We start from the raw sequence: 24,353 nt of genomic DNA on the forward strand, positions 1-24,353 counted from the left end.
TATGTCATCGAAGGCCCCGAGACGACATACAGGGTGACGATTCTCTGTCGCGAGGCGAGGCGAGGCGAGGCGACGCGGGGCGAGGCGAGGCGACGCGAGGCGACGCGGGGCGAGGCGGGGCCGGCTCCGGGACGCCCCCGCTTGTCCGGGATCCCGGACGGCGACCGCTCCGACCCCCTGGGAGCGGGGCCGCCCGATCCGTAGCCTCGAGGTCATGACCACCACCGTCACCCTCTCCAGCTCCGGCCTCACCCCGGCCGATGTCCTCGCCGTCGCCCGCGGCGGCGCACCGCTGCGCCTGGATCCCGCGGCCCGCGAGGAGATCGCCCGCGTGCGCGCCCACATCGATGCGCTCGCCGGCGGCAGCACCCCGGTCTACGGCGTCTCCACCGGCTTCGGCGCCCTCGCCGACACCTCCATCCCGCCGAGCATGCGCCACGCCCTGCAGCGCTCCCTGATCCGCTCGCACGCCGCCGGCGCGGGCCCCGAGGTCGAGCCCGAGGTGGTGCGCGCCCTCATGCTGCTGCGCGCGAAGACCCTCGCCTCCGGCCGCACGGGCGTGCGCCCCCTGGTCGTCGAGACGATGATCGCGCTGCTGAACGCGGGCATCACCCCGATCGTCCACGAGTTCGGCTCGCTGGGCTGCTCCGGCGACCTCGCGCCGCTGTCCCACTGCGCGATCGTGCTGATGGGCGAGGGCCGGGCCCGCGACCGCGACGGCGTCGAGCGCCCCGTGCCGGAGCTGCTGGCCGAGGCGGGCATCGAGCCCGTGCTGCTGGAGGAGAAGGAGGGCCTGGCCCTCATCAACGGCACCGACGGCATGCTGGGCATGCTGCTCATCGCGCTCGCCGACCTCGAGCAGCTGGTCCGCGTCGCCGACCTCACCACCGCCCTGACGGTGCAGGGCCTGCGCGGCCGCGACAGCGTGTTCCGCCCCGAGCTGCACATGCCGCTGCGCCCGCACCCCGGCCAGGCGGACTCCGCCGCGAACATCTTCGCCCTGCTCGAGGGCTCCGCCATCGTGGCCGATGTCGCCGCGGAGGGCTCCCGCGTCCAGGACGCCTACTCGCTGCGCTGCGCCCCGCAGGTCGCCGGCGGCGTGCGCGACACCATCGCCCACGCCCGCACCGTCGCCGAGCGCGAGCTCGCCGCGGCCATCGACAACCCCGTCGTCCTGGAGGACGGCACCGTCACCTCCAACGGCAACTTCCACGGCGCGCCGGTCGCCTACGTGCTGGACTTCCTCGCGGTGGTCGCCGCGGACCTCGCCTCCATCGCCGAGCGCCGCACCGACCGCATGCTCGACAAGTCCCGCTCCCACGGCCTGCCGCCGTTCCTGGCCGACGACCCGGGCGTCGACTCCGGCTTCATGATCGCCCAGTACACCCAGGCCGGCCTGGTCTCGGAGATGAAGCGCCTGGCCGCTCCCGCGAGCGTCGACTCGATCCCCTCGAGCGCCATGCAGGAGGACCACGTGTCCATGGGCTGGCACGCCGCCCGCAAGCTGCGCACCGCCGTGGACTGCCTGCGCCGCGTCCTGGCGATCGAGCTGATCACCTCCACCCGGGCGATCGACCTGCGGGCGCCGCTGGCGCCGTCGGCCGCGAGCGCTGCCGCGATCGCCGTGCTGCGCGAGCGGGTCGAGGGCCCCGGGCCGGACCGCTTCCTGGCCCCGGACATCGCCGCCGCCGAGGAGCTGCTGCGCGACGGCACGATCCTCGCCGCCGTCGAGGAGGTCGCCGGGCCGCTCGCCTGAGCCGTCCGCGTCGCCCGAGACGCCCGGGGCGCCCGAGGTGCACGCGTCGCCCGGGGCGCCGGCATCGGCCGCGACGCCCGCGTCGTCTGAGACGCCCGCGACCGGTCCTGCGCCGGGCTCGTAGGCTCGGTGGATGATCCCCCTGAGCGCGACGGCCCGGCGCATGACCTCCAGCGCCATCCGCGAGATCCTCAAGGTCACGCAGCAGCCCGAGGTGATCTCCTTCGCCGGCGGGCTGCCCGCCCCGGAGCTGTTCCCCCTCGAGGAGGTCCGTGCCGCGAGCGACCGGATCCTCGCCGCCCGCGGGCGGGAGGCGCTGCAGTACTCCACCACCGAGGGCGACCCGGGGCTGCGGGAGTGGATCGGCGCCCGCGCGGGCATCGGCGCGGACCACGTGCAGATCACCAGCGGCAGCCAGCAGGGCCTGGACCTGCTGGCCCGCGTGCTGCTGGATCCCGGCGACGTGGTGCTCGTCGAGCAGCCCACCTACCTCGGGGCCCTGCAGGCGATGGCGCCGTACGGGGCGCGCTTCGTCGAGGTCCTCACCGACGAGGACGGCATCGTCCCCGAGGCCCTGGCCGAGCAGCTCGCGCACACGGAGGCCCGGGCGCTGTACACCACGCCGTCCTTCCAGAACCCCACGGGCCGCACCCTGCCCCGGGAGCGCCGCCGCGCCCTGCTCGAGGTGACGCGGCGCCACGGCGTCACCGTGATCGAGGACGGCCCCTACAACGACCTGCGCTTCCGCGGCGAGACCCTGCCCACCCTGTTCGACCTGGCCCTGGCGCAGGCCGATGATCCCGAGGAGGTGCACGTCGTCCACCTCGGCAGCTTCTCGAAGGTCCTCGCCCCCGGGCTGCGGGACGCCTGGGTGCAGGCCCCGCGGCACGTCATCGAGCGTCTCGTGCTCGCCAAGCAGGCGGCCGATCTCCACTCCCCGACCCTGAACCAGATGATCGTCCTCGCCCTCGTGGAGGATGTGCTGCCGCGACAGGTGGAGCGGCTGCGGGAGGTCTACGGCCATCGCGCCGGGGTGATGGGCCGGGCCCTGCGGGAGCATCTGCCCGCGGGGGCGCGCGTGAGCGATCCCGACGGCGGCATGTTCTGCTGGGTCGAGCTGCCCGGCGACGTGGACACCGGCGCCCTGCTGCCGGCGGCCGTCGCGCGGAAGGTCGCCTACGTCCCCGGTCAGCCGTTCTTCGCCCACGGCGACGGGCGCCGCACGCTCCGTCTGAGCTTCACCAGCGCGACCGATGCGCAGATCCGCAGCGGCGTCGCCGCCCTCGGGGAGGTCCTCGCCGCCGCCGTCGGCTGAGGCGTCGGTGCGCCGGCGCATGCTGGGGGCATGGACACCACACGCATGCACGCCGGGATCGTCCCGCCCCATCTGCTCGAGCAGATCGCCCGCCTCGCCTCCGACGGGCCGGCCGATGCGGCGCAACGCACCCTCGCCATCGGCCGGCGGGTCGCCGGCTCCCGCGAGGTGCGCGCGGCCCGCAGCAGCCGCCCCGGGTACTCCGGGACGGCGACCGGTCTCATCCCTCCCCACCTGCAGGAACGCGTCCCCGAGACGCGGCCGCCGCGGACCGCCGCTGCGATGGAGGCGGCCGTCCTGCGCCGCCGGATCCACGACGCGCAGCACGGCACCGCCCTGCCCGGGGTGCTGGTCCGCGCCGAGGGCGCCCCGGCGACCGGGGACGAGTCCGCCGACGAGGCCTACACCGGCCTCGGCGCCACCTGGACGCTGTTCCGGGAGGTCTTCGGGCGGGACTCGCTGGACGATGCGGGCATGGAGCTGGTGGCCACCGTCCATTACGGCCAGGACTTCGAGAACGCCTTCTGGGACGGCGAGCAGATGATCTTCGGCGACGGGGACGGCGTGTACTTCCAGTCCTTCACCAACGCCGTCGACGTGATCGGCCACGAGCTCACCCACGGGGTCGTCCAGTTCACCGCCGGGTTCGTGTACGTCGGCCAGTCCGGGGCGCTGCACGAGTCCGTCGCCGATGCCTTCGGGTCGATGACCAAGCAGCGCATGCTGGGCCAGAGCGCCGCGGAGGCGGACTGGCTGATCGGCGAGGGCGTCTTCACCGACGCCGTCCGGGGCCGGGCCCTGCGGTCGATGATGGATCCCGGCACCGCCTACGACGACCCGGTCCTGGGCCGCGACCCCCAGCCCGGATCGATGGCCGACTACCAGGACCTCCCGCACGACGAGCAGCACGACAACGGCGGCGTCCACATCAACTCCGGCATCCCCAACCGGGCGTTCGTGCTGGCCGCGACCGGGATCGGCGGAGCGTCCTGGGAGGGCGCCGGGCCGATCTGGTACCGCGCCCTCACCCGGGGCGGCCTGCCCAAGGACGCCGGCTTCGCGGCCTTCGCCCGCGCCACCCTCGCGGCCGCCGAGCAGCTCCACGGCCCCGGGTCGTCGCAGCGGGTCGCCGTTCAGGAGGCGTGGCGCAGCGTCGGAGTGACCCCTGAGCAGGCGTGAGAAGCTGGGGCGATGACGACCTCCGAGGACTATTTCGAGATCCAGGATGCATGGGAGGCCGAGAGGATCCGCGATCTGGTGGCGCGACGGGATTGGGCGACGCTGCTCCCGGAGACGACCGTGCCGGTCTGGATCCACGCCCCTGGTGCGGGTCCGGCCCGGGCCGGGGCGGCTCTGGACCGCATCCGCCGCGCGAGCGAGACCGTGGGCACCGCCCCCGAGCCCGAGCACGGGCTGCTCGTGCGGATCCTCAGCGCCCGGGCGCGCCGCGAGCACCGCGAGCGCATCGCGGCGTGGACGGCCCCGTACACCGAGGCCTGCGAGCAGGCGCGGAGCGTCGTGCGGCCCGTGGCGGAGGCCGACGACCTCGTCACGGCCGCCGTGATCCTCGACCTCGACCCGGCCTGCGAGGCCCGGATCCATGAGCTGCTGTGGCGGATGGCCGACCATGACGACGCCCGCCGGGACCAGGACGGCGGGGAGGGCGACGTGGCGCATTCGCAGTGGCTCGAGCTCGCCCTCTCCTACGAGGAGAGCGATCCCGACGCCTTCGACGCGCACGCCGGGCGATGAGCCCCGCACCTGAGGCAGAATGCAGGATGGCCACCTCCGCGCGCATCGCCTATCTCCGGGACTCCTCGGCCGGTCTGGACCTCGCCCGTCAGCGCGAGCTGATCGGTCCGGCCGATCGCACCTGGACGGAGCTGCAGCCGCCGGGCACCTCGCACGACCGCCCCGTGCTGCGCGAGGCCCTCGACGCCCTGCGAAGCGGGGACACGCTGGCCGTCGCCTCCGCGGATCGCCTCGCCCGGTCCCTGCGCGACCTGCAGGACCTCGTCGAGCAGATCATCGGCGCCGGGGCGCGCCTCGAGCTGTGCGCGGCCGGCATCACCCTGGGCCCGGAGGACGCGCGCCTGGTCGCCGCCGTCGTCGCGGCCGATGCGGCGATGGCGGCGGAACGGCAGGCCGAGGCCGTCGTGCACGTGCCCGCCTACGCCCGGGTGAGCATCGAGCGCCCCCGCGAGCTGTCCGACGGCGAGCTGCACGACGTCCGCCTGCAGCTCGAGGCCGGGATGCCCTCGCGGCAGGTCGCACGGGAGCACGGCGTCCCCTGGGAGATGCTGCGGCGGCTGCTCGAGCAGCCCGAGCTGCCGTTGGACTGACGGCGGACCGACGCCGCTTCAGCGCCGCTTCAGCGCGGCGCGGGCAGACTGGGGTCATGCGGATCCTGCTCGTGGACGATGAGGTGCGGCTGGCCGACGGCGTGCGCCGCGGCCTGGAGGCCGAGGGGATGGTCGTCGACGTCGCCCATGACGGGCTGCGCGGCCTGGCGCTGGCCGAGGACCACGACTACGACGTGATCGTCCTGGACATCATGATGCCGGGGATGAACGGCTACCGGGTGTGCCGTGAGCTGCGGGCGCACGGCGATGCGACCCCCGTCCTGTTCCTCACCGCGAAGGACGGCGAATGGGACGAGGTCGAGGGGCTGGACACCGGCGGCGACGACTGGATGACCAAGCCGTTCTCCTCCGCGGTGCTCGTGGCGCGGCTGCGGGCGCTGGCGCGCCGCGGCGGCCGGGAACGCCCGGCCCTCCTCGAAGCCGGGGACCTGCGGCTGGACCCGGCCGCGCGCCGCGTCCTGCGCGGCGACACGGAGATCACGCTCACCGCCCGGGAGATGTCCGTGCTCGACTTCCTGCTGCGCCGGCGCGGCGAGGTCGTCACCAAGCGCGAGGTGATCGCGAACGTGTGGGGCGAGGACTTCGAGGGCGACCCCAACATCGTCGAGGTCTACATCGGGCACCTGCGCCGGAAGATCGACCGGCCCTTCGGGCGCGCGGCCCTCGAGACGGTGCGCGGCACCGGCTATCGCCTGTCCGCCACGGGCGGCTGAGATGCCCCGCGCCGTGTTCTCCCGATCGATCCGCGCCCGCATCACCGCCGGAGCGCTGCTCGTGCTGGCCCTCGCCCTGGGCCTCGGCTCCGTGGCCGCCGTGCAGATCCTCTCCCGCACCCTGACCGCCGGGATCGCGACCTCCCTCGAACAGGACCTCGACTTCTACGCCGACCTGGCCGAGTCCGATCCGGCCGCGATCCGCGACGTCGACGACGACGTCCTCGTCCAGCTCGAGGGCTCCGGATCGAACCTCGAGGACGGAACCGCCCTCCCGGCCGTCCCCGAGGACAGCACCGCCCGGATCGTGGTGGACGGCGAGGCCTACCTCGCCGCCTCGGAGAGCACCGATTCCGGCATGCTCACCGTCGCCCGTCCGCTCGAGGGGGCCGATGAGGCGACCCGCGCGGCAGGCGTCCTGCTCGCGGTCGCCGTGCCGATCGTGCTCCTGCTCATCGGCGTCGTCCTCTGGGTGGTGACGGGTCGGGCCCTCGCCCCGGTCGAACGCCTGCGACGGCAGGTCGAGACGGTCGACGCCGCGGATCCCGCCCAGCGGGTCGATGCGGGCCAGGACGAGCTCGGGGACCTCGCCGCGACCATGAACGACCTCCTGGACCGCATCCAGCAGGCGCAGGTCCTGCAGAGGCGCTTCGTCAGCGACGCGTCCCACGAGCTGCGTTCGCCGCTGGCGACCCTGCACCAGCACGCCGAGCTCGCCCGCGACCACCCGCAGGCGACCTCCCTCGCCGCGCTCGGCGATGTCGTCCTGGGCGAGGGCGCGAGGATGCAGGAGCTGGTCGAGTCGCTGCTGCTGATGGCGCGCCTGGACGAGGGACAGGGCCGCGTCACGGCCGAGGTCGACCTCGACGACCTGGCCCTGGAGGAGGCCGCGCGGCTCCGCGGTCTGGGCGTGGCGGTCGATGCGCGCGGGATCGGCCCGGCGCGGGTGCAGGGGGACCCGGCGATGCTGGCGCGTGCCCTGCGCAACCTCACGGACAACGCCGCCCGCCACGCCGCGGGGACCGTGACCCTGCGCGTGGCCGAGCATGCCGGCCGCGTGCGCGTCCAGGTCGAGGACGACGGCGCGGGGATCCCGGCCGACCAGCGCGAGCTGGTCTTCGAGCGCTTCGCCCGTCTCGACGAGGGCCGTGCCCGGGACGCGGGGGGCAGCGGGCTGGGACTGGCCATCGTCCGGCAGATCGCGCGGGCGCACGGCGGCACCGTCACCGCCGGTCAGGGGACCGCAGGGGGTGCGCTGTTCACCCTCGACCTCCCGGCGGCGGACCGCGGCGCATGAGGCGTCGCGGCTGATCGGACCGGCGCGTCCGCGGCCGGGTCGCCGGGCGGCGGGCGGCGGGCGGCGGCTGCCACGCCGTGCGCCCACAGGCAGATCGGGCACGGTGGCGGACACGGAAGGCGGGCCCAGGTCCTCGAGCCAGGCGATTGCCCGGTTCGCGGCCCTCCGGCGGCCGTTCGTGTCCGCCGCGATCGGCCGCCGCACCGCCCCGCGCAGCACGCCGGCGCCTGCCGCCGCACCGCCCCGCTCCGGGAGAACCCTTCGACTCGCCTCCCTGAATAATCCTTCAGCTCGCTTCAGGGCCGCTTCAGCGCCTGCTCGGCATGGTGGAGACATGACCGAGAACATGAACCCCAGCACCCCTGAGACCTCCGAGACCACCGGGGCCGCCGCGTCCGCCGTCGGCACCCGCCCCCGCCGCGGCCGCGCCCTCATGATGGGTTCGGCCGCCGCGGCCGTGCTGATCCTGGGCGGCGGCACCGCCTACGCCCTGGGTGGCCCGGGCATGGACGGCGACGACCTCGGTGGCGTCACCGCCGAGAGCGGCTCCGATGACGGGGACCGCGATGCGGACGACCAGGACGGCACGGATGACCGGGATGATGCCGATGACGCGGACGACCGGGACGATGCAGACGACCGGGATGATGCCGATGACGCGGACGACCGGGATGATGCGGATGACGCGGACGATCGGGATGATGCGGATGACGCGGACGCCCGGCCCGCCGACCTCCCCGCGCGCGATGCCGCCTCGATGCGGACCGTCGCCGACCAGGCCATCGCCGAGACCGGCGCCGAGGGCGTCACGACGATCGAGGTCGTCAGCGGCGGCTACGAGATCGAGGTGCGCCTGAGCGACGGCACCGAGAGCGACGTGCACATCGCCGCCGACGGCACCGTCACGGTCCGCGCCGAGGACGACACCGAGGCGGACGACGACGCCGAGCCGCTGCTCGACCTCGCCCAGCTGCCGGCGATCGAGACCGCCGCCCTGGACGCGGCCTCCGCCGAGGGCGTCGCGGACGGCGTCGTCACCGAGATCTCCAGCTCCGACGATCCCGGGACCGCGATCGAGGCCGAGGTCCTGGCCGGGGACGGCACCGGGGCGGACGTCGAGCTCGACGCGGCCCTCACCGTCCTCTCCACGGACGTCGACGAGGACTGACACCATCACGAGAACGCGGGGCGCTCGTCTTCGGACGGGCGCCCCGCGCCGGTCTAGGCCCCGGACCAGCGCACGGGATCCTCGCAGTCCCCGATCTCCCGGGCGTCCTCCCGGAGGCAGCCGCCGTCGACGAGCTCGCGGTCCCCGACGGGCTCCTCGAGGCGGACGGTGACGGGCACCCTGTCGTTGCCGGGGCAGTCATAGCCCCCGGGCTTCAGCGGAACCGCGTCGATGCGGACGATGACGCGGGACTCGGAGACGGTGATCACCGGCTCCAGGAGTTCACCTGTGCGGCCGTTCGCGCAGGATGTGCGCGTCGCCTCGAGCTTCAGCACGGTCGTCTCGGCCGTGACCTCCTGGCCGGGGGCCAGGGACCAGGTGGCCTGGTCCCCCTCCTCCGCCGCGGAGCATGCCGCGAGCCACACCAGCCCCACGACAGCCAGCGCGACCGTCGCACTCCTCATCGCTCTCATCCCGCGACGGTAGGGCGCTCGCTCGATGCTTGCGCGGATCGACGCTGGATCGTGACCTTCACACGACGCAGAACTCGTTGCCCTCCGGGTCCGCCATCACCACGTGGTCGAGGTCCTCGCCGATCCGATGCTCGGAGAGCACCTGCGCGCCCGCGTCGAGGAGCCGGGCGACCTCTCCGGTGATCCGGGCGCGGCGGACCTCCGCCGGGACCGCCCGGCCGCCGCTGACCTGGAGGTCCAGGTGCAGGCGGTTCTTGACGGACTTCGGCTCCGGCACCCGCAGGAAGGAGATGCGCGGCGCCGCTCCGGTCGGGTCGACCAGGGCGGCGCCGTCGCCCCGCTCGGCGAGGGGCACCTCGCAGGCGTCGAACCAGTCCTCCCAGGAGGCGAAGCCCGCCGGGGGAGGGGCGTCCTCGTAGCCGAGGGCCGTGCGCCAGAACGCCGCGCAGCGCACGGCGTCCGTGCAGTCGATGGTCATGGTCCATGGTGTCGTCATGGGGCCATCGAAGCATCGGCCTCCGACTACCGGATCGGCGTGCCGGCCGGGTCCAGCACCCACCACACCTCGTTGACGCCCTGGCCGGCGACGTCACCGGGGGCCTGGTCGCCGATGAAGGTGTACAGCGGCCAGCCGTCCAGGGTCAGCTGGGTGGAGCCGTCGACCCCGGTGATCGTGCCGACCTCCCCGGTGACGCCCTCGACCTCGGGTGCGTCGCCGTCGACGGTGACGGCCGGCCAGTTGGCGGCGCAGTCCCCCTCGCAGGCGCTGGCCCCGGAGCCCTGGGTGTCCTTGTCGAACATGTAGACCGTCATGCCCTCGCCGTCGACGACGATCCGGCCGAGATCGGACTCGGCGACGCCGAGCGCGGCGCCCTCCGCGGCGGGGGCCTGCGTCGTCTCCTCCGCGGGGGCCCCGCCGCCGTAGCCGCCTCCGCCGCCGTCGGACCCGCCCTCGCCCGAGGACGTGCATCCGCTGATGCCGAGCACGATCACCGCCGCCGCGCCGAGCGCCGCGTGCCTGATTCCGATGGACATGGCTGCCTCCTGGGTCCGGACCGGGAACCCGGTCACCCAGGACACGAGACCGGCCCGCCTGCGGTTCACCCGGAGCGCATGAGCACGGCCCCGGTGTCCGCCGCGCGGATCTCGAGGGCCTGGATCTCCTCCGCCGGCAGCGCCGTCCCGGCGCTGAGCAGCGCGGTCGATCCGGGCTGTGCATGCCAGGTGGACAGCGAGGTCTCCTGGCCATCGGCCCCGATGGCCACCAGCTCGTACTCGCCGCCGCCGGGCCGGCCGTACGCATCGGCCTCGTAGCTGCAGGTCACGTCCAGCTTCGTCCCCCAGGGGACGGTGGTCATGCCGATGCTCGCCCGCAGCGGCGCGGCATCCACCGGCTCCATCGCCACGGTCGTCTCGGGGCCCGGCTCCGTCTCCGCAGCGGGCCGCAGCAGGTCCAGGGCCGATCCCGCGAACAGCAGCGCGACGGCCGCTGCGGCGGCGGCCAGGGCGGTCAGCACCCGCCGCCCGCGCCGGCGCCGGGCGCGGTGCGCGCCGAGGTCCAGCAGGGCCTCCCGCTCGGCATCGGCCGGTGCCAGGAGCTGCTCGGCGCGCTCGGCGGGGATGCGGGCCAGCAGTCCGGGGACGGGGGCCAGTTCCGCGACCGCGTCCCGGCAGGCGGCGCAGTGCTCGAGGTGCTCCTCGAACTCCGCCCGGTCGGCGGCGCCGAGGGCCCCCAGGACGTAGGCGGCGTCCCATTCGGCCAGGCGCTGGTGCTCGCTCATCGCGTCACTCCTCTCTCCTGCAGGGCCAGGCGCAGGGCGCGCAGCGCGTAGTGCATGCGGGACTTCACGGTGCCTTCGGGGATGGTGAGCTCCTGGGCGATGCGGGCGGTGGACATGCCGCCGAAGTAGGCGCGCACGACGACGGCGCGGTGGGGCTCCGAGAGGGTCGCGAGGGCCTCCTCGACGAGCATCTGGTCGAAGACGGCGTCGGTCGCATCGCGCATCTCGGCCTCGGGGGCCTCCGCCACCGGCTGCTCGCGGCGATGATGGGCGCTGCGGGCCTCGTCGATGACGAGGTGGCGGGCCACGGTGAACATCCAGGACCGGACGGTCTCGGGGTCGTCGGCCAGGATCCTCGGCGTGCGCCAGGCGCGCAGCAGCGTCTCCTGGACCACGTCCTCCGCCGCCGCGGCGTCGCCGGTCAGGCGCGTCGCGTAGCGCCGGATCGGCGCGGCGTGGGCGTCGTACAGCGCGCCCAGCCGTGTCGCGTCCTCCTCGCCCATGCTCACCTCCGTCGGTGACACGGGGCAGGGGCGCCGCAGGTTCATCTGAACCGCGGCGGCCCGTCCCTCGTGGTCCGAGTATGAACCCGATCCTGGACGGCGTCATGGGCCTGCCGATGCACCCGCTGGTGGTGCACGCCGTGGTGGTCCTGGTCCCCCTCAGCGCCCTCGCCCTCGTCCTGGGCACCCTCGTTCCGGCGGCGCGGCGCCGCCTCGGGGCGGTGACCCCCCTGCTGGCCCTGCTGGTGATGCTGCTGGTGCCGGTGACGATCGCCTCCGGCGAGGTGCTCCTGGGCATGGTCGGCCCGACGCCGAGGGTGCTGGAGCATGCCCGCCTCGCCCGGATGCTGCCGCCGTGGACGATCGCGATGGCCGTGGTCGCCGCCGCCCAGTGGGCCTGGTACCGGTGGCGCGAGGAGCCGGGCCGCCTGGTCCCGCGGCTGCTCGGCGCGGCGGCGGTCGTCGCCGCCGGCGGCGCGACGACGCTGGTGGTGATGATCGGCGAGGCAGGCGCCCGCTCGGTCTGGGGCGGCTGAGCGGGGACCGGCCGCTACAGTGCTCGGATGCAGCACATCGTGGAGCCGTGGGTGCGGGAGGTGCTCGGCCCGCGCACCCGGATCGCGGCGATCACCCCGCTGACCGGAGGCCTGTCGCAGGCCATGTACCGCCTGGACCTCACGGGGGCCGATGCTCCCGCGGTGGTCCTGCGGCGCTGGCCCGAGGACGGCCCGTGGCCGCGGGAGTGCGCCCGCCGGGAGGCGGCGGCCCTGGAGCTCCTCGCCGGAGGCGGCATCGGCGCACCGGGACTGATCGCCGCCGACCCGGAGGGGGAGCGCACCGGCAGGCCGAGCACGCTGATGACCTGCCTGCCGGGGCGGGGCGTGCTCGACCCCGAGGACGTCCCGGGATGGCTGGAGGCGCTCGCCGCCCGTCTCGCCGCGATCCACGACCTGCCGCCGGGCCCCGACCTCGAGCCCTGCCCCCGCCACGCGGACATGGCCGATCCCCGCCGCCGCGCCTGGATGGCCGGGCTCCCGGAGGGTGCGGCCGCCCTCGACCTCGCGGTCTCGGCGGACGACCCCCGGCGCCCGCTGCTCGCCCACGGCGACTACCAGCACTTCAACGTGCTGTGGACGGGCAGCGCGCTGACCGGGGTGGTGGACTGGACGGGCTGCGGCGTGGCCGATGCCGGCCGCGACGTGGGCCACTGCATGCTCAACCTGACCGTCCTCCACGACGCCGCGCGGGCATGGTCCTTCCTCGGCCGGTACCAGGCGCTCACGGGCACCCGCGTCGATCCGGCCTGGCTGATGGGCGAGCTGCTGGACTTCTCCCCGGCGTGGGAGGAGTTCATCCCGATCCAGGTCGGCGGGCGCGCCCCGGTGGATCCCGCGGGGATGCGGGCCCGCGTCGAGGAGCTGATCGTGCAGGTGCTGCGCGCCGCCGGGTGAGGCGCCGCGCCCGGGCCACCCTGTCCCGCAGTCACCCCCGTCCCGCAGTCACCACGCCCCAGGCCACGTACCCGGGTCACCCGGCGTCCCCGATCACCGCGTCCCGGATCACCGGCCGTCCCAGATCACCCGCCCGTCGGCGTCGCGGCGGGCGCCCTCGCTGGGCTCGTGCGGGTTCAGCGCGCCGGAGTGCAGCAGGTCGAGGACCTCGAGGCCGTGCTCGAGCAGCATCACGTCGGCGATGAGGCGCCGGTGGCAGCGCCACCACACGGCCTCCGAGCAGAGGATCGCGGTGCGCGCGGCCGCGGCATCGGCCGCGAGATCCTGGGCCCCGGCCCGGAAGTCGGCGCTGCGGGTCCAGGCGGCGTAGGCGCGGAACGCCGCGACCCGCCACCACGTGTCGGGGGTCTCGGCGTCCTCGGCCGCCGTGAGCCGGCGGCGCCCGCCCAGGCGCTCGTCCCAGCGGTAGCCGATGCCGGCCGCGGCGCAGAGGTCGGGGATCGCGCCGCGGGCCGCGGCCTCGTGGGTCCGGCTGCCGGGGAAGCGGCGCACGTCCACGAGATGCTCGACGCCCGCGCCGGTCAGCAGCTCCTCGAGCTGCTCCCGGTCCAGCTGCCCGTGCCCGACGGTGATCAGCGGCGGCGTCATGGCAGCAGATCGGCCGCCCGCGCCAGGCGCACCTGCGGCGGGAACAGGCCCAGGGTGTGCAGGGCGGCCGCGCCGTTCTCCGGCGTGGAGGCGGCGCAGGCGTCGGTGACCACGGTGACGCGGCAGCCGGCATCGGCCGCCGCGAGGACGGTGGTGATCACGCAGCAGTCCGTGGAGACCCCGGTGACCAGCAGCTCCGCTCCCGCGCCGACGATCCCGGCGAGCTGCGGGCCCCACTTGCCGAAGGTCGGCTCGTCGATCGTGGGCCGGTCGGACAGCTGCTCTGCGCCGTCGACCAGGGCGTACAGCGGGTCGTCGGCCGGGACGTCCGCGAAGGGCCAGGCCGCGAAGTAGTCGCCCCACGAGGTCGAGCGGTCGGCGGTCGGCAGCCAGCGGGTGACCAGCGTGCGCTGCGGGCCGATGGCCGCGGCCAGGCGCTGGATCTGCGTCTTCGCGGCGGGGAACGTCGGGGCCGCCCAGTCGGAGGAGGGGTCCGCGAAGATGCGCTGGGGGTCGATGACCAGGAGCCAGGGGGCTGCGGGCGGGGAGCTGCTCATGCAGGCGACTCTACGGAACCGCCCCGGGCCCCGCTTGACTTCAAGCGCACATGAAGTCCTAGCGTCGTCGTCATCGACACGAGAGGACGACAGATGCCCGTCTACACCCTGCCCGACCTGCCCTACGACTACTCCGCCCTCGCCCCGCACATCTCGGCGCGGGTCATGGAGCTGCACCACTCCAAGCATCACCAGGCGTACGTGACCGGCGCCAACACGGCCCTCGAGCAGCTCGCCGAGGCCCGCGAGAAGAACGACTTCGCGCACATCAACCAGCTCGAGAAGGATCTCGCCTTCCACCTCGGCGGGCACCGGAACCACAGCGTGTTCTGGGAGAACCTCTCGCCCGACGGCGGCGGCGACCCCGAGGGCGCCCTGCGCGAGACGCTCGAGGAGCACTTCGGCTCCCTCGACAAGCTCCGGGCCCACTTCTCCGCCACGGCGCTCGGCGTCCAGGGGTCGGGATGGTCGGTGCTGGGATGGGACGGGCTCGGGCAGCGGCCCGTGATCTTCCAGCTCTACGACCAGCAGGGCAACATCCCCGCCGGGATCACCCCGCTGCTGCAGCTGGACGTGTGGGAGCACGCCTACTACCTCGACTACGCGAACGTCCGGGCGGACTACGTCACGGCCTTCTGGAACGTCGTGAACTGGGCCGATGTCGCACGCCGACTGGAGGCCGCCCGCTCGTGACCGCCACGCAGCATCCCTCCGCCGGCCCGGCGCCGGCCCTGTACGACAGCTTCGCGCAGTACGGCAGCGGCGTGACCCTCGTGAGCACGCGGGACGGCGAGGAGGACCTGTTCTTCATCGCCGCCTCCGTGCTGACCGCCTCCGTGGACCCCTTCACGATCGCCGTCTCGATGGGGCGCACCCGGGCGGGCGCCGCCGCGATCGCGGACGGTGCGCCCTGGGCCGTGTCGATCCTCGCCGCCGATCACCTGGGCCTGGTCCGCATCCTCACCGGCCGCACCGCGCGCGAGGAGCGCCGGGCCGCGCTCGCGGCCGCGGGGGCGCAGCGCACGCAGGAGGGGCCGATGGTCCTGCCCGATGCGCTGGTCGCCCTCGCGTGCACGACGCATGCGGTGACGCCGGTGGCCGATCAGCTGCTGGTGGTCGGCGAGGTGCGTCGCGGCAGCGCCCACCGCGAGGCCCCGCCGCTGCTGCGCTGGAACCGCGGCTTCGTCACGGGGGCGCCGATCCCGGCCGAGTGACCCCGGCGGCGAGGGCCGAGGAGTGGGGCGATCTGCGAGGGGATTCCGTGCGGGTCCCGGGTCAGGCGTCCCGTTCCTGCTGGCGGATCCTCCCGCGCCGGGCCAGCAGGGTGATGAGGAACGAGGCGACCAGCGCGAACAGCACGCCCAGGTTCGCGTAGGCCCAGGTGCCGTCCCAGTAGGCGCCGGCCGGGTCGTCGACGAAGGTGCCCATCCGCAGCGGTTCCAGCAGGTACCCCTGCCAGTTGTTCCACGGGGCGTCCTCGGCGTAGGAGTTCACCACCAGGCCCCAGCCGACGAGGGAGGTCGCCGCGAAGGTGACGATCGAGATCCAGTCCACCGACCCGTACCGCCCGGACGGGTCGAACAGGGCGGCCTCGTCGTAGTCGCGGCGACGGGTGAGGACATCGGCGATGAGGATCCCGGCCCAGGAGGCGATCGGCACGCCGAGGGTGATGAGGAAGCTCTGGAACGGCCCGATGAAGCTCGTGGCGAAGAAGACCACCCAGATCGTCCCCGCAGTGAGGATCGCCCCGTCCAGGAAGGCGGCGGCCGGGCGGGGGATCCGGATCCCCAGGCTCAGCAGGGTCAGGCCGGAGGAGTAGATGCCGTTGACCGCGCCGGAGACCAGGGTCAGCACGGCGACGATCCAGAAGGGGATCAGCGCCCACAGCGGCAGCAGCGTGACCAGGGTGCCCACCGGGTCGTCGCCGATCCGCGCCATGACATCGGCATCGGACCCGGCCAGCAGCAGGCCGAAGACCACCAGGATCACCGGCGCGGCCGAGCCGCCGATGGTGTTCCAGGCGACGATCGCGCCGTCGGAGGTGCTGCGCCGCTGGTAGCGCGACCAGTCCGCGGCGATGTTGATCCACCCCAGGCCGAAGCCCGTCATCACCATCACCAGCGCCCCGACCATCTGCTGCACGCTCCCCGAGGGGGCCGAGGCGACCGCCGCCAGGTCGATGTGGGGGATCGTGAGGACCATGAACACGATGGTCATGGCGCCGGTGGCCCAGGTCAGCACCGACTGGATGCGCATGATCGTGTGGTAGCCCAGCACCGAGGCGGTCACGATGATCGCCGCGATCACCAGCGTGGCGATGACCAGCACCGCGGTGCCGGAGGCGAGGCCCAGCGCCTGGAACACGGTCGCCGTGGCGAGCACCGCGGAGATCGCCAGCATCGTCTCCCAGCCGATCGAGGTCAGCCACGAGACGATGCCGGGGACCTTCTGGCCGTGCACGCCGAAGGCCGCGCGGGAGAGGATCATCGTCGGGGCGCTGCCGCGCTTGCCGGCGATCGCGATCAGCCCGCACAGCGCGAAGCTGATGACGATGCCGATCAGGGACACGACCACCGCCTGGGCGAAGGAGATGCCGAAGCCCAGCACCCACGAGCCGTAGCTCATGCCGAACACCGAGACGTTCGCGGCGAACCACGGCCAGAACAGGTCCCGCGGCCGGGCGGTGCGCTGCGACTCCTCGACGATCTCGATGCCGGTGGTCTCCACGAGGGGTGCGCTCATGCGCCCTATCCTGGCACCGGTGCGCACGGCGGCGGCGGAAGGCCCGCCGCACGGTCCCGGACGCGCGGAGGAAGCCCCCATGCCCGTCCCCTCGTCCGTCCGGGAGCGCGCCCGCCGCCTGGTCTCGCTCGCGCCGGGCCGGGTCGACCACATCCCGGCCCTCCGGATCGCGGTGGGGCTGGCCGTGCCGCTGGCGCTGCTGCTGGCCACCGACCGGATCGAGTGGGCGATGTTCGCGGCGTTCGGCGCCTTCACCGGCATCTACTCCCGCTACGAGCCCACCGCCCTGCGCTTCCGCCGGCAGAGCCTGATGGGCCTGGTGCTCACGCTGTGCGTGGGGATCGGCGCGAGCCTCGCCGCGCTCGGGCCGATGCTGGGGGATCGCGCCCTGCCGTGGACGGCGATGGTCGTCGGCGCGCTCGTCGCCGCCGGCGCGGCGACCCTCGTCGCGAAGCGCGGCATCAAGCCCGGCGGCGCGCTGTTCCCCCTGTTCGCGGTCGCGGCAATCTCCTCCGCGCCCTCCGTAGCGCCGGTGTGGCTGGCCCTGCTGATCGCCGCCGGCACTGCCTCCTGGTGCGTCCTGCTGGGGCTAGCGGGTCACTACATGGGTGAACGCCACCCCGGAGCGGGCGTGGACCCGCGCCGCGAGATCTTCACCCGCCGGCAGCTGGCCGAGGTCGGCGGGGTGCATCTGGCCGCGGCGCTGGCCGCCGGGGTCATCGGCATCGTCTCCGGGCTGCCGTTCCCGTACTGGGCGCAGATCGCGGCGGTCTCCCCGCTCTCGGCCCCCGGGCACGGCGCCCAGGTCGAGCGGGGCGTGCACCGCCTGCTGGGCACGATCCTCGGCATCGGGGTGACGGCGTTCCTGCTGTCCTTCCCCGCGCAGGCCTGGCAGCTGGTGGTGTGGGTGGTGGTGATGCAGTTCCTCGCGGAGCTGTACGTACTGCGCAACTACGCCTTCGCCCTGTGCTTCATCACACCGCTGGCCCTGCTCATGGTGCAGCTGGCGCACCCGCAGGCGGTGGGGCCGATGCTCCACGCGCGCGTGCTGGAGACCGCCATCGGCGTCGGCGTCGGCATCGTCGTCGTGCTCATCGGAGCGGCGCTGCGCCGGAAGGAGGGTCCCGGTCCGGATCCCCGCAGTTCCGGCGCGGGCCCCTCCCGCTGATCAGGATGGTCGGACGGATCCCCGACGGTCGGACGGATCTCCCGCGGCGCCGGCCCTGGCGCGCCCCGGCGATCGGATCCATCCCGCATCGGTGCGTTCGAGCACGTCTCGGCCTTCCGCGATCATCGTCCGCAGGTAGGCGGTCTCTCGGCGGACGCTCTTCGGCGAGGTCTCCTGCCAGGTCCTGCGGGTCATGCCGCGGCGGGTCTCCCCGTTGAACGGCTCGTATGCGGCGGTGTAGATCCGCTCGAGGGAGGGCACCTGCTCGGCAAGATGCACGAGGGCACGACGGTGATACCACTTGACCACGGCGATCACCGAGTGCACGGGTCCCAAGCGGTCGATGACGGCGCGGGCGTTGACGGCGTTCTCGAGCGTCGTCGCCGATGCCGTCTCGCAGAGGATCCGGTCCTCGGGGACGCCCCGGGCCACCATGAGATCCCTGTGCATCTCGGATTCGCAGAGACGCCCGTCGTGACGCGAGGAGCCGCCTGTCGCGAGGATCCGAGGTGCCAGGTCTCGGGTGAACAGATCCACGGCGACCTCAGCAGGTGTCCAATGAGGGGTGCCGAAGATGATGATGAGGTCAGCGGGGCGGATCAATCCGCTGTCGGTCTCGATGAGGTCTGGATCGGCATCGACGCCGGCGTTCATGTCGGTCCTGTCGTGTTCCCGAAGTCTTCGCATCGGCGCCCCGGGACGCGTGCGATGCGCTGATCATCCCCGAGCCTGCCACAGGGGCCGGATCAGATCGGCCCGTTCGTACCGAGGACGGGTCCTGGACGGCGAGTATGTCCGACACTCGAGCAGATCCAGGTACAGGGCGCGAACGGACGACCGTGAACCAGGCCGGATCGGCTTCTCGTCGACGAAGGGTGCCCGTCGCGCGCGAACCGGGCACGGTGATGTCCGAAGGCACCGCTGCTGTGGCCGTGACCTCGTGGAGCGATGCGTCGACAAGCGCAAGCAATGGCGCAGCATCTCGGGGAGCTACATCTGCTGCGTCACGGTGACGACATTGCCGCTGTGCTCATCGACGAACACGTACAGATGTGCGGTGTCGTGATGGAGAGCGGACACATCGAGCTGTCCGACGAAAACCGCAGCCCGTTGCTCTACCAGCGGCCATTGTGGTGACTGCAGCCATCGCGGCGGTCGTCGCAAGTACCGGTAGCGCTCCTTGATCATGGCTTTCAGCTGAGCTCGTCGTGAGTCCTCGGGGGCGTCTGCAGCAGCGGCGAGCAGCTCCTTCATTTCGTCCCCCGTGACGTCGAGCCAACGAGGCTGGACGTCAAGCAAGAGTTCGTAGTCGGACGCGGCTTTCCGTCCTCGTGTCGTAGGAGCCACAGCGGCGCCATGATCACGCAGATATTCCTCCAGCACGCTCGTGACGGCGTACCGGCCATCTGGAGTGTCGATGTCGGCAAGCAGGAGGTACTGCATCAGGTCACGGTGTGGAACGTACGCCGGCGCATTCGGCCAGTGGCGCAGACCGTCGAGCCGGTCGCCGCAGAGCTCCTCCAGAAAAACGGCATCGCTGATCTCGCCCGACAGGAACCCCTGGATGATGCTGATCACTTCAGGACTCTCCGACGTCATGCGGGTCAGAGTACCCACACCATGCGCAGGCGAGACGAGGGCTGCCCGCTGCAGGCGTCAATCGGCCTGGCAGCGTGCCCTGGCCGGTCCCCGGTCGGCGCCCAGCGGGCGGGGGAGGCCGGCCGCGGCGAGCAGGCGCGCCGTGCACAGGGCGAGGACGGGCATGAGGATCATGGAGGTCAGCACGTCGCTGGGGTGATGCACGCCCAGGGCCATCCGGGACCAGGCGACCGCCAGCACGAGCAGGGCGCCGGCCGCGACGGCGATGCGGCGCCTGCCGCCCGGCGGCAGCGCCAGCACGAGCGTCGTCGCGAGCGCCGCGGCGAAGGCGGTGTGCCCGCTGGGGAAGCTCGCCGAGGCCGGGTGGTCGATCAGCACGTGGTCGAGCACCCCCAGGTCGGGGCGCTCGCGCCGCACCAGCTCCTTGACCAGGCGGGAGGCCGCCCACGGCACGCCCGCGACCAGGCCCGTCCACAGGGCGGCGCGGGAGCCGCGCAGCAGCAGGGCGGCGAGGACCGCGAGGATCCACACGATCGCCGAGCCCATCGGCCCGAACAGCACGTCGATGCCGCGGGCGAGGGCGTCGGTGGCGGGGGAGTGGAGCGTGTTCACGGCGCGTACCCCGAGCATGTCGAGGTCGTCGACCGCCGGGGCGGCGAGGACCCACCATCCCAGAGCGCACGCCGCGAGCACGCTCGCGAGCGCCAGGGCGGCCCAGGGCAGAGGACGGGGAGGCGCAGGGATCATCGCCCCAGCATCCGCCATCATCGCGGCCCCGCGCACCCCAAGTGGTTATGCGATCGTTACTGTCCGTGTGAGCTTCTCGATAACGCAAGCCCTGACTGTCTTAATCGGGCGAGGTGAGGCTAACCTTCGTGACGACAGCCATGCCGACCGAAGGACATCACATGACCGCGATCTCCCGCCGCCGCCTGGGCGCGTTCTCCGCCGCCGGGGCCATCGGCCTGCTCGCCGCCGCCTGCTCCTCCTCCGAGGTCGAGGACCCGGCCCAGGGCGGGGCCAGCGACGCCGGCGGCGACGCCGCCTCGGTGACCATCGAGGACAACGACGGCGAGAAGACCATCTCCCTGCCCGTGCAGTCCGTCGTCGCCACCGACAACCGCACCTTCGAGACCCTCCATGACTGGGGCATCCCGCTGACCGCCGCCGCCGTCTCCCTCATGCCCTCCACCATCGGCTACACCGAGGACGACTCCATCGTCGACCTCGGCACGCACAACGAGCCCGACCTCGAGGCGATCGTGGCCGCGCAGCCCGACGTCGTCGTCAACGGCCAGCGCTTCACCCAGTTCCAGGAGGACATCGAGAAGCTCGTCCCCGGCGCGACCGTCCTCTCCCTGGACCCGCGCGACGGCGAGGACTTCTTCGCCGAGCTCACCCGCCAGGTGGGCGTGCTCGGCGAGGTCTTCTCCAAGCAGTCGGAGGCGCAGGAGCTCGGCGCCGCGCTCGACGCCCAGATCGAGCGGGTCAAGGCCGCCTACGACCCGGCGCAGACCGTGATGGCCGTGATCACCTCCGGCGGCGAGATCGGCTACTCGGCCCCCGGCAACGGCCGCACCTTCGGGCCGATGTTCCCCACGCTCGGCCTCACCCCCGCGCTCGAGGTCCCCGAGTCCAGCGACGACCACCAGGGCGACGACGTCTCCGTCGAGGCGATCGCCCAGTCGAACCCGACCTGGCTGCTGGTGATGGACCGCGATGCCGCCGTCTCGGCCGATGACCCGTCCTACCAGCCCGCCGCGGCGGTGCTCGAGGCCTCCGAGGCGCTCGCCTCGGTGACCGCCGTCGCCGAGGGCAACATCGTCTACATGCCCGCGGACACGTACACCAACGAGGGCATCCAGACCTACACCGAGTTCTTCTCGACCTTCGCCGACGCCCTGGAGGGCACGGCCTGATGAGCGCGACGATCGCGGCCCCTCGAGCGCCGGGCAGGGGCCGCCTGCTGGACCCGGCCCTGCTCCTCGGGGTCGCGGTCGTCGGCCTGCTGCTGGGAGCCTCCCTGTTCACCGGCGTCTACGACATCTTCGGCCAGGACGACGGCGCGCAGATGTTCGCGATCACCCGCATCCCCCGCACCATCGGCCTCGTCCTCGCCGGGGCCGCCATGGCCATGTCGGGGCTGGTCATGCAGCTGCTCACGCAGAACCGCTTCGTCGAGCCGACCACCACCGGCACCACCGAATGGGCCGGCCTGGGCCTGCTCGTGGTGATGATCCTGGCCCCGCAGGCCAGCATCCTCACGAAGATGACCGGGGCGGTGGTCGCCGCCTTCGTCGGCACCATGGTGTTCTTCCTGTTCCTGCGGCGGGTCTCGCTGCGCAGCTCGCTCATCGTGCCGATCATCGGCATCATGCTCGGCGCCGTCGTCGGCTCCCTGTCGACCTTCCTCGCCGTGAAGACGAACATGCTGCAGAGCCTCGGCGTCTGGTTCGCGGGCTCCTTCACCTCGGTGCTGCGCGGGCAGTACGAGCTGCTGTGGATCGTCGCGCTGGTGGGCGTCGCCGTGTTCGTCGTCGCCGACCGCTTCACCGTGGCCGGACTGGGCGAGGAGATCGCCACGACCGTCGGCCTCCACTACGGCCGGATCGTGCTGCTGGGCACCGCGCTGATCGCCGTCGCCACCGGCGTGGTCACGGTCGTGGTGGGGAACCTGCCCTTCCTCGGGCTCATCGTCCCCAACATCGTCTCCCTCATCCGCGGCGACGACCTGCGCAGCAACCTGCCCTGGGTGTGCCTGCTGGGGGTCGGGATCGTGACCGTGTGCGACCTGGTGGGCCGCACCATCATCATGCCCTTCGAGGTGCCCGTCTCCCTGATCCTCGGGGTGGTCGGCGCCGTCGTCTTCGTCGCCCTCCTGCTGAGGAGGCGCCGGCATGGCTGAGCTCACCGCCGCCCCGGCCCCATCCGGGCACCCGGCCCCGGCCGGAACCGCGCCCGCGTCCGGAACCGCGCCCGCGCCGGGGACTGCGCCGCCGTCCGGAACCGCGCCCGCTGCCGGGGCCCGCTCCGATGCCCCGTCCCGTCGACGGGCCGGCTCCGGCGCCCTGCCCACGCCCCGGGCGCGCCGCCGATTCGCGCTCGTGCTCGGCTCGCTGATCGTGCTGTCCCTCGCCTTCGGCCTGGGCTACCTCGCCCTGGACAACCCGATGCCCTTCGGGTCCGAGGGCTTCTGGATCATCGCGAAGCTGCGCGTGACCACGCTCGTGGTGATGGTGCTCGTCGCCTTCTGCCAGGCTCTGGGCACGGTCGCCTTCCAGACCGTCACGAACAACCGCATCATCACGCCGTCGATCATGGGCTTCGAGTCGCTGTACCGGGCGATCCAGACCACGGCGGTGTACGTCCTCGGCGTCGCCGGGCTCACCGCCCTCCAGGGCACCACCCAGTTCGTCCTGCAGATCGCGGCGATGATGGCGCTGTCCGCTCTGCTGTACGGCTGGCTCCTCTCCGGCCGCTCCGCGAACATGCAGGTCATGCTGCTGGTCGGCATCGTCATCGGCGGAGGGCTCGGCGCCGTCTCCACCTTCATGCAGCGCCTGCTCACGCCCAGCGAGTTCGACGTGCTCGCCGCGCGCCTGTTCGGCTCGGTGTCCAACGCCGATGTCGACCAGCTGCCGATCGCGATCCCGCTGGTCGTCCTCGCCGGCACCATCCTGCTGCTGCGCTCGCGGCGGCTGAACGTCGTGGCGCTCGGGAAGGAGCAGGCCACCAACCTGGGCATCGACCATCGCCGCGAGACGATCCTCGTGCTGCTGCTGGTCTCCCTGCTGATGGCCGTCTCCACCGCGATGATCGGGCCGATGACGTTCTTCGGCTTCCTGGTGGCGACCCTCGCCTACCAGGCGGCCGGCACCCACGACCACCGCCTCGTCCTGCCCGTCGCCTTCCTCACCGCCTTCGTCGTGCTCTCGGGCGCCTACTTCGTCATGAAGCACGTCTTCTACGCGCAGGGGTACGTCTCGATCATCATCGAGCTGATCGGCGGCTCGATCTTCCTCGCGGTCATCCTCCGAAAGGGTCGCCTGTGATCACGCTCCGCACCGTCAGCAAGCAGTACAGCAGCGAGGTCCGCATCGGCCCCGTGGACCTGGAGATCCCGGCCGGCGGCGTCACCGCCCTGGTGGGGCCCAACGGCGCCGGCAAGTCGACGCTGCTGACGATGATCGGCCGCCTGCTGGGCCTGGACGAGGGCACCATCGAGGTCGCCGGGATGGACGTGTCCACCACCCGCTCGAAGGACCTCGCGAAGGTGCTGTCGATCCTGCGGCAGGAGAACCACGTCGTCACCCGGCTGACGGTGCGGCAGCTGGTGGGCTTCGGCCGCTTCCCCCACTCGCAGGGACGGCTCACCGCGGCCGACGAGGAGCGGATCAGCGAGGCCATCGACTTCCTCCACCTCGGAGAGCTCGAGGGCCGCTACCTCGACGAGCTCTCCGGCGGGCAGCGCCAGCGCGCCTACGTCGCCATGGTCCTCGCCCAGGACACCGAGTACGTGCTGCTGGACGAGCCGCTGAACAACCTGGACATGAAGCACTCGGTGCACATGATGCGCCACCTGCGCCGCGCCGCGGAGGAGCTGGGCCGCACCATCGTCATCGTCCTGCACGACATCAACTTCGCCGGCCGCTACGCCGACCGCATCTGCGCCGTCCAGGGCGGCCGCGTCCTCGAGCACGGGCCGAGCGCGCAGATCATGACCTCCGAGGTCCTCACCCGCGTCTTCGACACCCCGGTCCAGGTGATCGACGGCCCCGACGGGCCCCTCGCGGTCTACTACTGACCCCGGCCGGCGACC

Annotated in this window: 28 protein-coding genes; 17 read left to right on the forward strand and 11 right to left on the reverse strand. The window is 73.1% G+C overall.

The genetic code is table 11. The features are described from left to right. The first annotated feature begins 214 nt into the window (after positions 1–214). The 8 genes from hutH to ABD234_RS11335 all read left to right on the forward strand — a co-directional run bounded on the left by hutH (position 215) and on the right by ABD234_RS11335 (position 8,612). Positions 215–1,756, forward strand: a complete 1,542-nt coding sequence (gene hutH / locus ABD234_RS11300; protein ID WP_344356218.1) for a histidine ammonia-lyase — start codon at positions 215–217, stop codon at positions 1,754–1,756. A 133-nt stretch (positions 1,757–1,889) separates the two neighbouring features. Continuing rightward, positions 1,890–3,071, forward strand: coding sequence for an aminotransferase-like domain-containing protein (locus tag ABD234_RS11305; RefSeq protein WP_344356220.1), 1,182 nt, complete (start codon positions 1,890–1,892; stop codon positions 3,069–3,071). 30 nt (positions 3,072–3,101) lie between these two features. After that, positions 3,102–4,250 (forward strand): M4 family metallopeptidase, encoded by a 1,149-nt coding sequence (locus tag ABD234_RS11310; RefSeq protein WP_344356222.1) that lies wholly within the window; start codon positions 3,102–3,104, stop codon positions 4,248–4,250. 12 nt (positions 4,251–4,262) lie between these two features. Beyond that, positions 4,263–4,823 carry a hypothetical protein gene (locus ABD234_RS11315; protein ID WP_344356224.1) on the forward strand — a complete coding sequence of 187 codons (561 nt, stop codon included), beginning with the start codon at positions 4,263–4,265 and terminating at the stop codon, positions 4,821–4,823. 26 nt (positions 4,824–4,849) lie between these two features. Next, on the forward strand, positions 4,850–5,413 hold the full coding sequence (locus ABD234_RS11320; protein WP_344356226.1) for a recombinase family protein: 564 nt from the start codon (positions 4,850–4,852) through the stop codon (positions 5,411–5,413). 56 nt (positions 5,414–5,469) lie between these two features. Next, positions 5,470–6,147, forward strand: a complete 678-nt coding sequence (locus ABD234_RS11325; protein ID WP_344356228.1) for a response regulator transcription factor — start codon at positions 5,470–5,472, stop codon at positions 6,145–6,147. A gap of 1 nt (position 6,148) precedes the next feature. After that, complete coding sequence (locus ABD234_RS11330; RefSeq protein WP_344356230.1) at positions 6,149–7,444, forward strand: sensor histidine kinase; 1,296 nt, start codon at positions 6,149–6,151, stop codon at positions 7,442–7,444. A gap of 334 nt (positions 7,445–7,778) precedes the next feature. Continuing rightward, positions 7,779–8,612 carry a hypothetical protein gene (locus ABD234_RS11335; protein ID WP_344356232.1) on the forward strand — a complete coding sequence of 278 codons (834 nt, stop codon included), beginning with the start codon at positions 7,779–7,781 and terminating at the stop codon, positions 8,610–8,612. A gap of 53 nt (positions 8,613–8,665) precedes the next feature. On the opposite strand, the gene ABD234_RS11340 is transcribed toward ABD234_RS11335, so the two are convergent. The 5 genes from ABD234_RS11340 to ABD234_RS11360 all read right to left on the reverse strand — a co-directional run bounded on the left by ABD234_RS11340 (position 8,666) and on the right by ABD234_RS11360 (position 11,369). Next, positions 8,666–9,076, reverse strand: coding sequence for a hypothetical protein (locus tag ABD234_RS11340; RefSeq protein ID WP_344356234.1), 411 nt, complete (start codon positions 9,074–9,076; stop codon positions 8,666–8,668). A gap of 67 nt (positions 9,077–9,143) precedes the next feature. Continuing rightward, positions 9,144–9,581 carry a VOC family protein gene (locus ABD234_RS11345; RefSeq protein WP_344356236.1) on the reverse strand — a complete coding sequence of 146 codons (438 nt, stop codon included), beginning with the start codon at positions 9,579–9,581 and terminating at the stop codon, positions 9,144–9,146. A gap of 26 nt (positions 9,582–9,607) precedes the next feature. Beyond that, positions 9,608–10,120 (reverse strand): COG4315 family predicted lipoprotein, encoded by a 513-nt coding sequence (locus ABD234_RS11350; protein ID WP_344356238.1) that lies wholly within the window; start codon positions 10,118–10,120, stop codon positions 9,608–9,610. A gap of 65 nt (positions 10,121–10,185) precedes the next feature. Further along, positions 10,186–10,866, reverse strand: coding sequence for an anti-sigma factor family protein (locus ABD234_RS11355; RefSeq protein ID WP_344356240.1), 681 nt, complete (start codon positions 10,864–10,866; stop codon positions 10,186–10,188). After that, the gene (locus tag ABD234_RS11360; protein WP_344356242.1) at positions 10,863–11,369 is read right to left on the reverse strand and encodes a sigma-70 family RNA polymerase sigma factor; all 507 of its coding nucleotides are present in this window, start codon (positions 11,367–11,369) and stop codon (positions 10,863–10,865) included. Before ABD234_RS11360 ends, ABD234_RS11355 begins: the two co-directional genes overlap by 4 nt. A gap of 80 nt (positions 11,370–11,449) precedes the next feature. On the opposite strand from ABD234_RS11360, the gene ABD234_RS11365 reads away from it, so the two are divergent. Together ABD234_RS11365 and ABD234_RS11370 are read left to right on the forward strand one after the other, a co-directional pair. After that, a complete protein-coding gene (locus ABD234_RS11365) occupies positions 11,450–11,905 on the forward strand; it encodes a DUF2231 domain-containing protein (RefSeq protein ID WP_344356243.1) in 456 nt (151 codons plus the stop codon). Between the two features lie 27 nt (positions 11,906–11,932). Beyond that, entirely contained in the window at positions 11,933–12,820 is an 888-nt protein-coding gene (locus tag ABD234_RS11370) for a phosphotransferase family protein (protein ID WP_344356245.1), read from the forward strand. A 108-nt stretch (positions 12,821–12,928) separates the two neighbouring features. On the opposite strand, the gene ABD234_RS11375 is transcribed toward ABD234_RS11370, so the two are convergent. Beyond that, the gene (locus ABD234_RS11375) at positions 12,929–13,468 is read right to left on the reverse strand and encodes a DUF488 domain-containing protein (RefSeq protein ID WP_344356247.1); all 540 of its coding nucleotides are present in this window, start codon (positions 13,466–13,468) and stop codon (positions 12,929–12,931) included. Continuing rightward, positions 13,465–14,025: a cysteine hydrolase family protein gene (locus ABD234_RS11380; protein ID WP_344356249.1), complete on the reverse strand. Its 561-nt coding sequence runs from the start codon at positions 14,023–14,025 to the stop codon at positions 13,465–13,467. Before ABD234_RS11380 ends, ABD234_RS11375 begins: the two co-directional genes overlap by 4 nt. A gap of 93 nt (positions 14,026–14,118) precedes the next feature. Between ABD234_RS11380 and ABD234_RS11385 the strand changes: the two genes are divergently transcribed. Next, on the forward strand, positions 14,119–14,718 hold the full coding sequence (locus tag ABD234_RS11385) for a superoxide dismutase (RefSeq protein WP_344356251.1): 600 nt from the start codon (positions 14,119–14,121) through the stop codon (positions 14,716–14,718). Beyond that, complete coding sequence (locus ABD234_RS11390; RefSeq protein ID WP_344356253.1) at positions 14,715–15,239, forward strand: flavin reductase family protein; 525 nt, start codon at positions 14,715–14,717, stop codon at positions 15,237–15,239. Before ABD234_RS11385 ends, ABD234_RS11390 begins: the two co-directional genes overlap by 4 nt. A gap of 61 nt (positions 15,240–15,300) precedes the next feature. Here ABD234_RS11390 and ABD234_RS11395 read toward each other — a convergent pair whose 3' ends face one another. Then, on the reverse strand, positions 15,301–16,767 hold the full coding sequence (locus tag ABD234_RS11395) for a purine-cytosine permease family protein (protein ID WP_344356255.1): 1,467 nt from the start codon (positions 16,765–16,767) through the stop codon (positions 15,301–15,303). Positions 16,768–16,846: 79 nt separating this feature from the next. On the opposite strand from ABD234_RS11395, the gene ABD234_RS11400 reads away from it, so the two are divergent. Next, positions 16,847–17,935 carry an FUSC family protein gene (locus tag ABD234_RS11400; protein ID WP_084148468.1) on the forward strand — a complete coding sequence of 363 codons (1,089 nt, stop codon included), beginning with the start codon at positions 16,847–16,849 and terminating at the stop codon, positions 17,933–17,935. Here the strand turns inward: ABD234_RS11400 and ABD234_RS11405 are convergent, their stop codons facing one another. From ABD234_RS11405 to ABD234_RS11415, 3 genes are all read right to left on the reverse strand, one after another. Then, positions 17,936–18,589 carry a YdcF family protein gene (locus ABD234_RS11405; protein WP_038372633.1) on the reverse strand — a complete coding sequence of 218 codons (654 nt, stop codon included), beginning with the start codon at positions 18,587–18,589 and terminating at the stop codon, positions 17,936–17,938. A gap of 336 nt (positions 18,590–18,925) precedes the next feature. After that, positions 18,926–19,513, reverse strand: coding sequence for a hypothetical protein (locus tag ABD234_RS11410; RefSeq protein ID WP_051486849.1), 588 nt, complete (start codon positions 19,511–19,513; stop codon positions 18,926–18,928). A gap of 78 nt (positions 19,514–19,591) precedes the next feature. After that, complete coding sequence (locus ABD234_RS11415; RefSeq protein ID WP_051486848.1) at positions 19,592–20,281, reverse strand: phosphatase PAP2 family protein; 690 nt, start codon at positions 20,279–20,281, stop codon at positions 19,592–19,594. 161 nt (positions 20,282–20,442) lie between these two features. On the opposite strand from ABD234_RS11415, the gene ABD234_RS11420 reads away from it, so the two are divergent. The 4 genes from ABD234_RS11420 to ABD234_RS11435 are packed head-to-tail and all read left to right on the forward strand — an operon-like array spanning position 20,443 to position 24,338. After that, a complete protein-coding gene (locus tag ABD234_RS11420; RefSeq protein WP_198025414.1) occupies positions 20,443–21,453 on the forward strand; it encodes a siderophore ABC transporter substrate-binding protein in 1,011 nt (336 codons plus the stop codon). Continuing rightward, positions 21,453–22,439 (forward strand): ABC transporter permease, encoded by a 987-nt coding sequence (locus ABD234_RS11425; protein WP_051486847.1) that lies wholly within the window; start codon positions 21,453–21,455, stop codon positions 22,437–22,439. The genes ABD234_RS11420 and ABD234_RS11425 overlap by 1 nt, the downstream gene beginning before the upstream one ends. Continuing rightward, complete coding sequence (locus tag ABD234_RS11430; protein WP_344356260.1) at positions 22,432–23,586, forward strand: iron chelate uptake ABC transporter family permease subunit; 1,155 nt, start codon at positions 22,432–22,434, stop codon at positions 23,584–23,586. Before ABD234_RS11425 ends, ABD234_RS11430 begins: the two co-directional genes overlap by 8 nt. Continuing rightward, entirely contained in the window at positions 23,583–24,338 is a 756-nt protein-coding gene (locus ABD234_RS11435) for an iron ABC transporter ATP-binding protein (protein WP_038372630.1), read from the forward strand. Before ABD234_RS11430 ends, ABD234_RS11435 begins: the two co-directional genes overlap by 4 nt. Positions 24,339–24,353: the final 15 nt, after the last annotated feature.

Source organism: Brachybacterium phenoliresistens (assembly GCF_039530785.1).
GTDB lineage: Bacteria > Actinomycetota > Actinomycetes > Actinomycetales > Dermabacteraceae > Brachybacterium > Brachybacterium phenoliresistens.

Excerpts from the sequence above, each read along its gene's own strand:
- hutH (WP_344356218.1), top strand. The coding sequence starts at position 215 with ATGACCACCACCGTCACCCTCTCCAGCTCCGGCCTCACCCCGGCCGAT.
- ABD234_RS11305 (WP_344356220.1), top strand. The coding sequence starts at position 1,890 with ATGATCCCCCTGAGCGCGACGGCCCGGCGCATGACCTCCAGCGCCATC.
- ABD234_RS11310 (WP_344356222.1), top strand. The coding sequence starts at position 3,102 with ATGGACACCACACGCATGCACGCCGGGATCGTCCCGCCCCATCTGCTC.
- ABD234_RS11315 (WP_344356224.1), top strand. The coding sequence starts at position 4,263 with ATGACGACCTCCGAGGACTATTTCGAGATCCAGGATGCATGGGAGGCC.
- ABD234_RS11320 (WP_344356226.1), top strand. The coding sequence starts at position 4,850 with ATGGCCACCTCCGCGCGCATCGCCTATCTCCGGGACTCCTCGGCCGGT.
- ABD234_RS11325 (WP_344356228.1), top strand. The coding sequence starts at position 5,470 with ATGCGGATCCTGCTCGTGGACGATGAGGTGCGGCTGGCCGACGGCGTG.
- ABD234_RS11330 (WP_344356230.1), top strand. The coding sequence starts at position 6,149 with ATGCCCCGCGCCGTGTTCTCCCGATCGATCCGCGCCCGCATCACCGCC.
- ABD234_RS11335 (WP_344356232.1), top strand. The coding sequence starts at position 7,779 with ATGACCGAGAACATGAACCCCAGCACCCCTGAGACCTCCGAGACCACC.
- ABD234_RS11340 (WP_344356234.1), bottom strand. The coding sequence starts at position 9,076 with ATGAGGAGTGCGACGGTCGCGCTGGCTGTCGTGGGGCTGGTGTGGCTC.
- ABD234_RS11345 (WP_344356236.1), bottom strand. The coding sequence starts at position 9,581 with ATGACGACACCATGGACCATGACCATCGACTGCACGGACGCCGTGCGC.
- ABD234_RS11350 (WP_344356238.1), bottom strand. The coding sequence starts at position 10,120 with ATGTCCATCGGAATCAGGCACGCGGCGCTCGGCGCGGCGGCGGTGATC.
- ABD234_RS11355 (WP_344356240.1), bottom strand. The coding sequence starts at position 10,866 with ATGAGCGAGCACCAGCGCCTGGCCGAATGGGACGCCGCCTACGTCCTG.
- ABD234_RS11360 (WP_344356242.1), bottom strand. The coding sequence starts at position 11,369 with ATGGGCGAGGAGGACGCGACACGGCTGGGCGCGCTGTACGACGCCCAC.
- ABD234_RS11365 (WP_344356243.1), top strand. The coding sequence starts at position 11,450 with ATGAACCCGATCCTGGACGGCGTCATGGGCCTGCCGATGCACCCGCTG.
- ABD234_RS11370 (WP_344356245.1), top strand. The coding sequence starts at position 11,933 with ATGCAGCACATCGTGGAGCCGTGGGTGCGGGAGGTGCTCGGCCCGCGC.
- ABD234_RS11375 (WP_344356247.1), bottom strand. The coding sequence starts at position 13,468 with ATGACGCCGCCGCTGATCACCGTCGGGCACGGGCAGCTGGACCGGGAG.
- ABD234_RS11380 (WP_344356249.1), bottom strand. The coding sequence starts at position 14,025 with ATGAGCAGCTCCCCGCCCGCAGCCCCCTGGCTCCTGGTCATCGACCCC.
- ABD234_RS11385 (WP_344356251.1), top strand. The coding sequence starts at position 14,119 with ATGCCCGTCTACACCCTGCCCGACCTGCCCTACGACTACTCCGCCCTC.
- ABD234_RS11395 (WP_344356255.1), bottom strand. The coding sequence starts at position 16,767 with ATGAGCGCACCCCTCGTGGAGACCACCGGCATCGAGATCGTCGAGGAG.
- ABD234_RS11400 (WP_084148468.1), top strand. The coding sequence starts at position 16,847 with ATGCCCGTCCCCTCGTCCGTCCGGGAGCGCGCCCGCCGCCTGGTCTCG.
- ABD234_RS11405 (WP_038372633.1), bottom strand. The coding sequence starts at position 18,589 with ATGAACGCCGGCGTCGATGCCGATCCAGACCTCATCGAGACCGACAGC.
- ABD234_RS11415 (WP_051486848.1), bottom strand. The coding sequence starts at position 20,281 with ATGATCCCTGCGCCTCCCCGTCCTCTGCCCTGGGCCGCCCTGGCGCTC.
- ABD234_RS11420 (WP_198025414.1), top strand. The coding sequence starts at position 20,443 with ATGACCGCGATCTCCCGCCGCCGCCTGGGCGCGTTCTCCGCCGCCGGG.
- ABD234_RS11425 (WP_051486847.1), top strand. The coding sequence starts at position 21,453 with ATGAGCGCGACGATCGCGGCCCCTCGAGCGCCGGGCAGGGGCCGCCTG.
- ABD234_RS11430 (WP_344356260.1), top strand. The coding sequence starts at position 22,432 with ATGGCTGAGCTCACCGCCGCCCCGGCCCCATCCGGGCACCCGGCCCCG.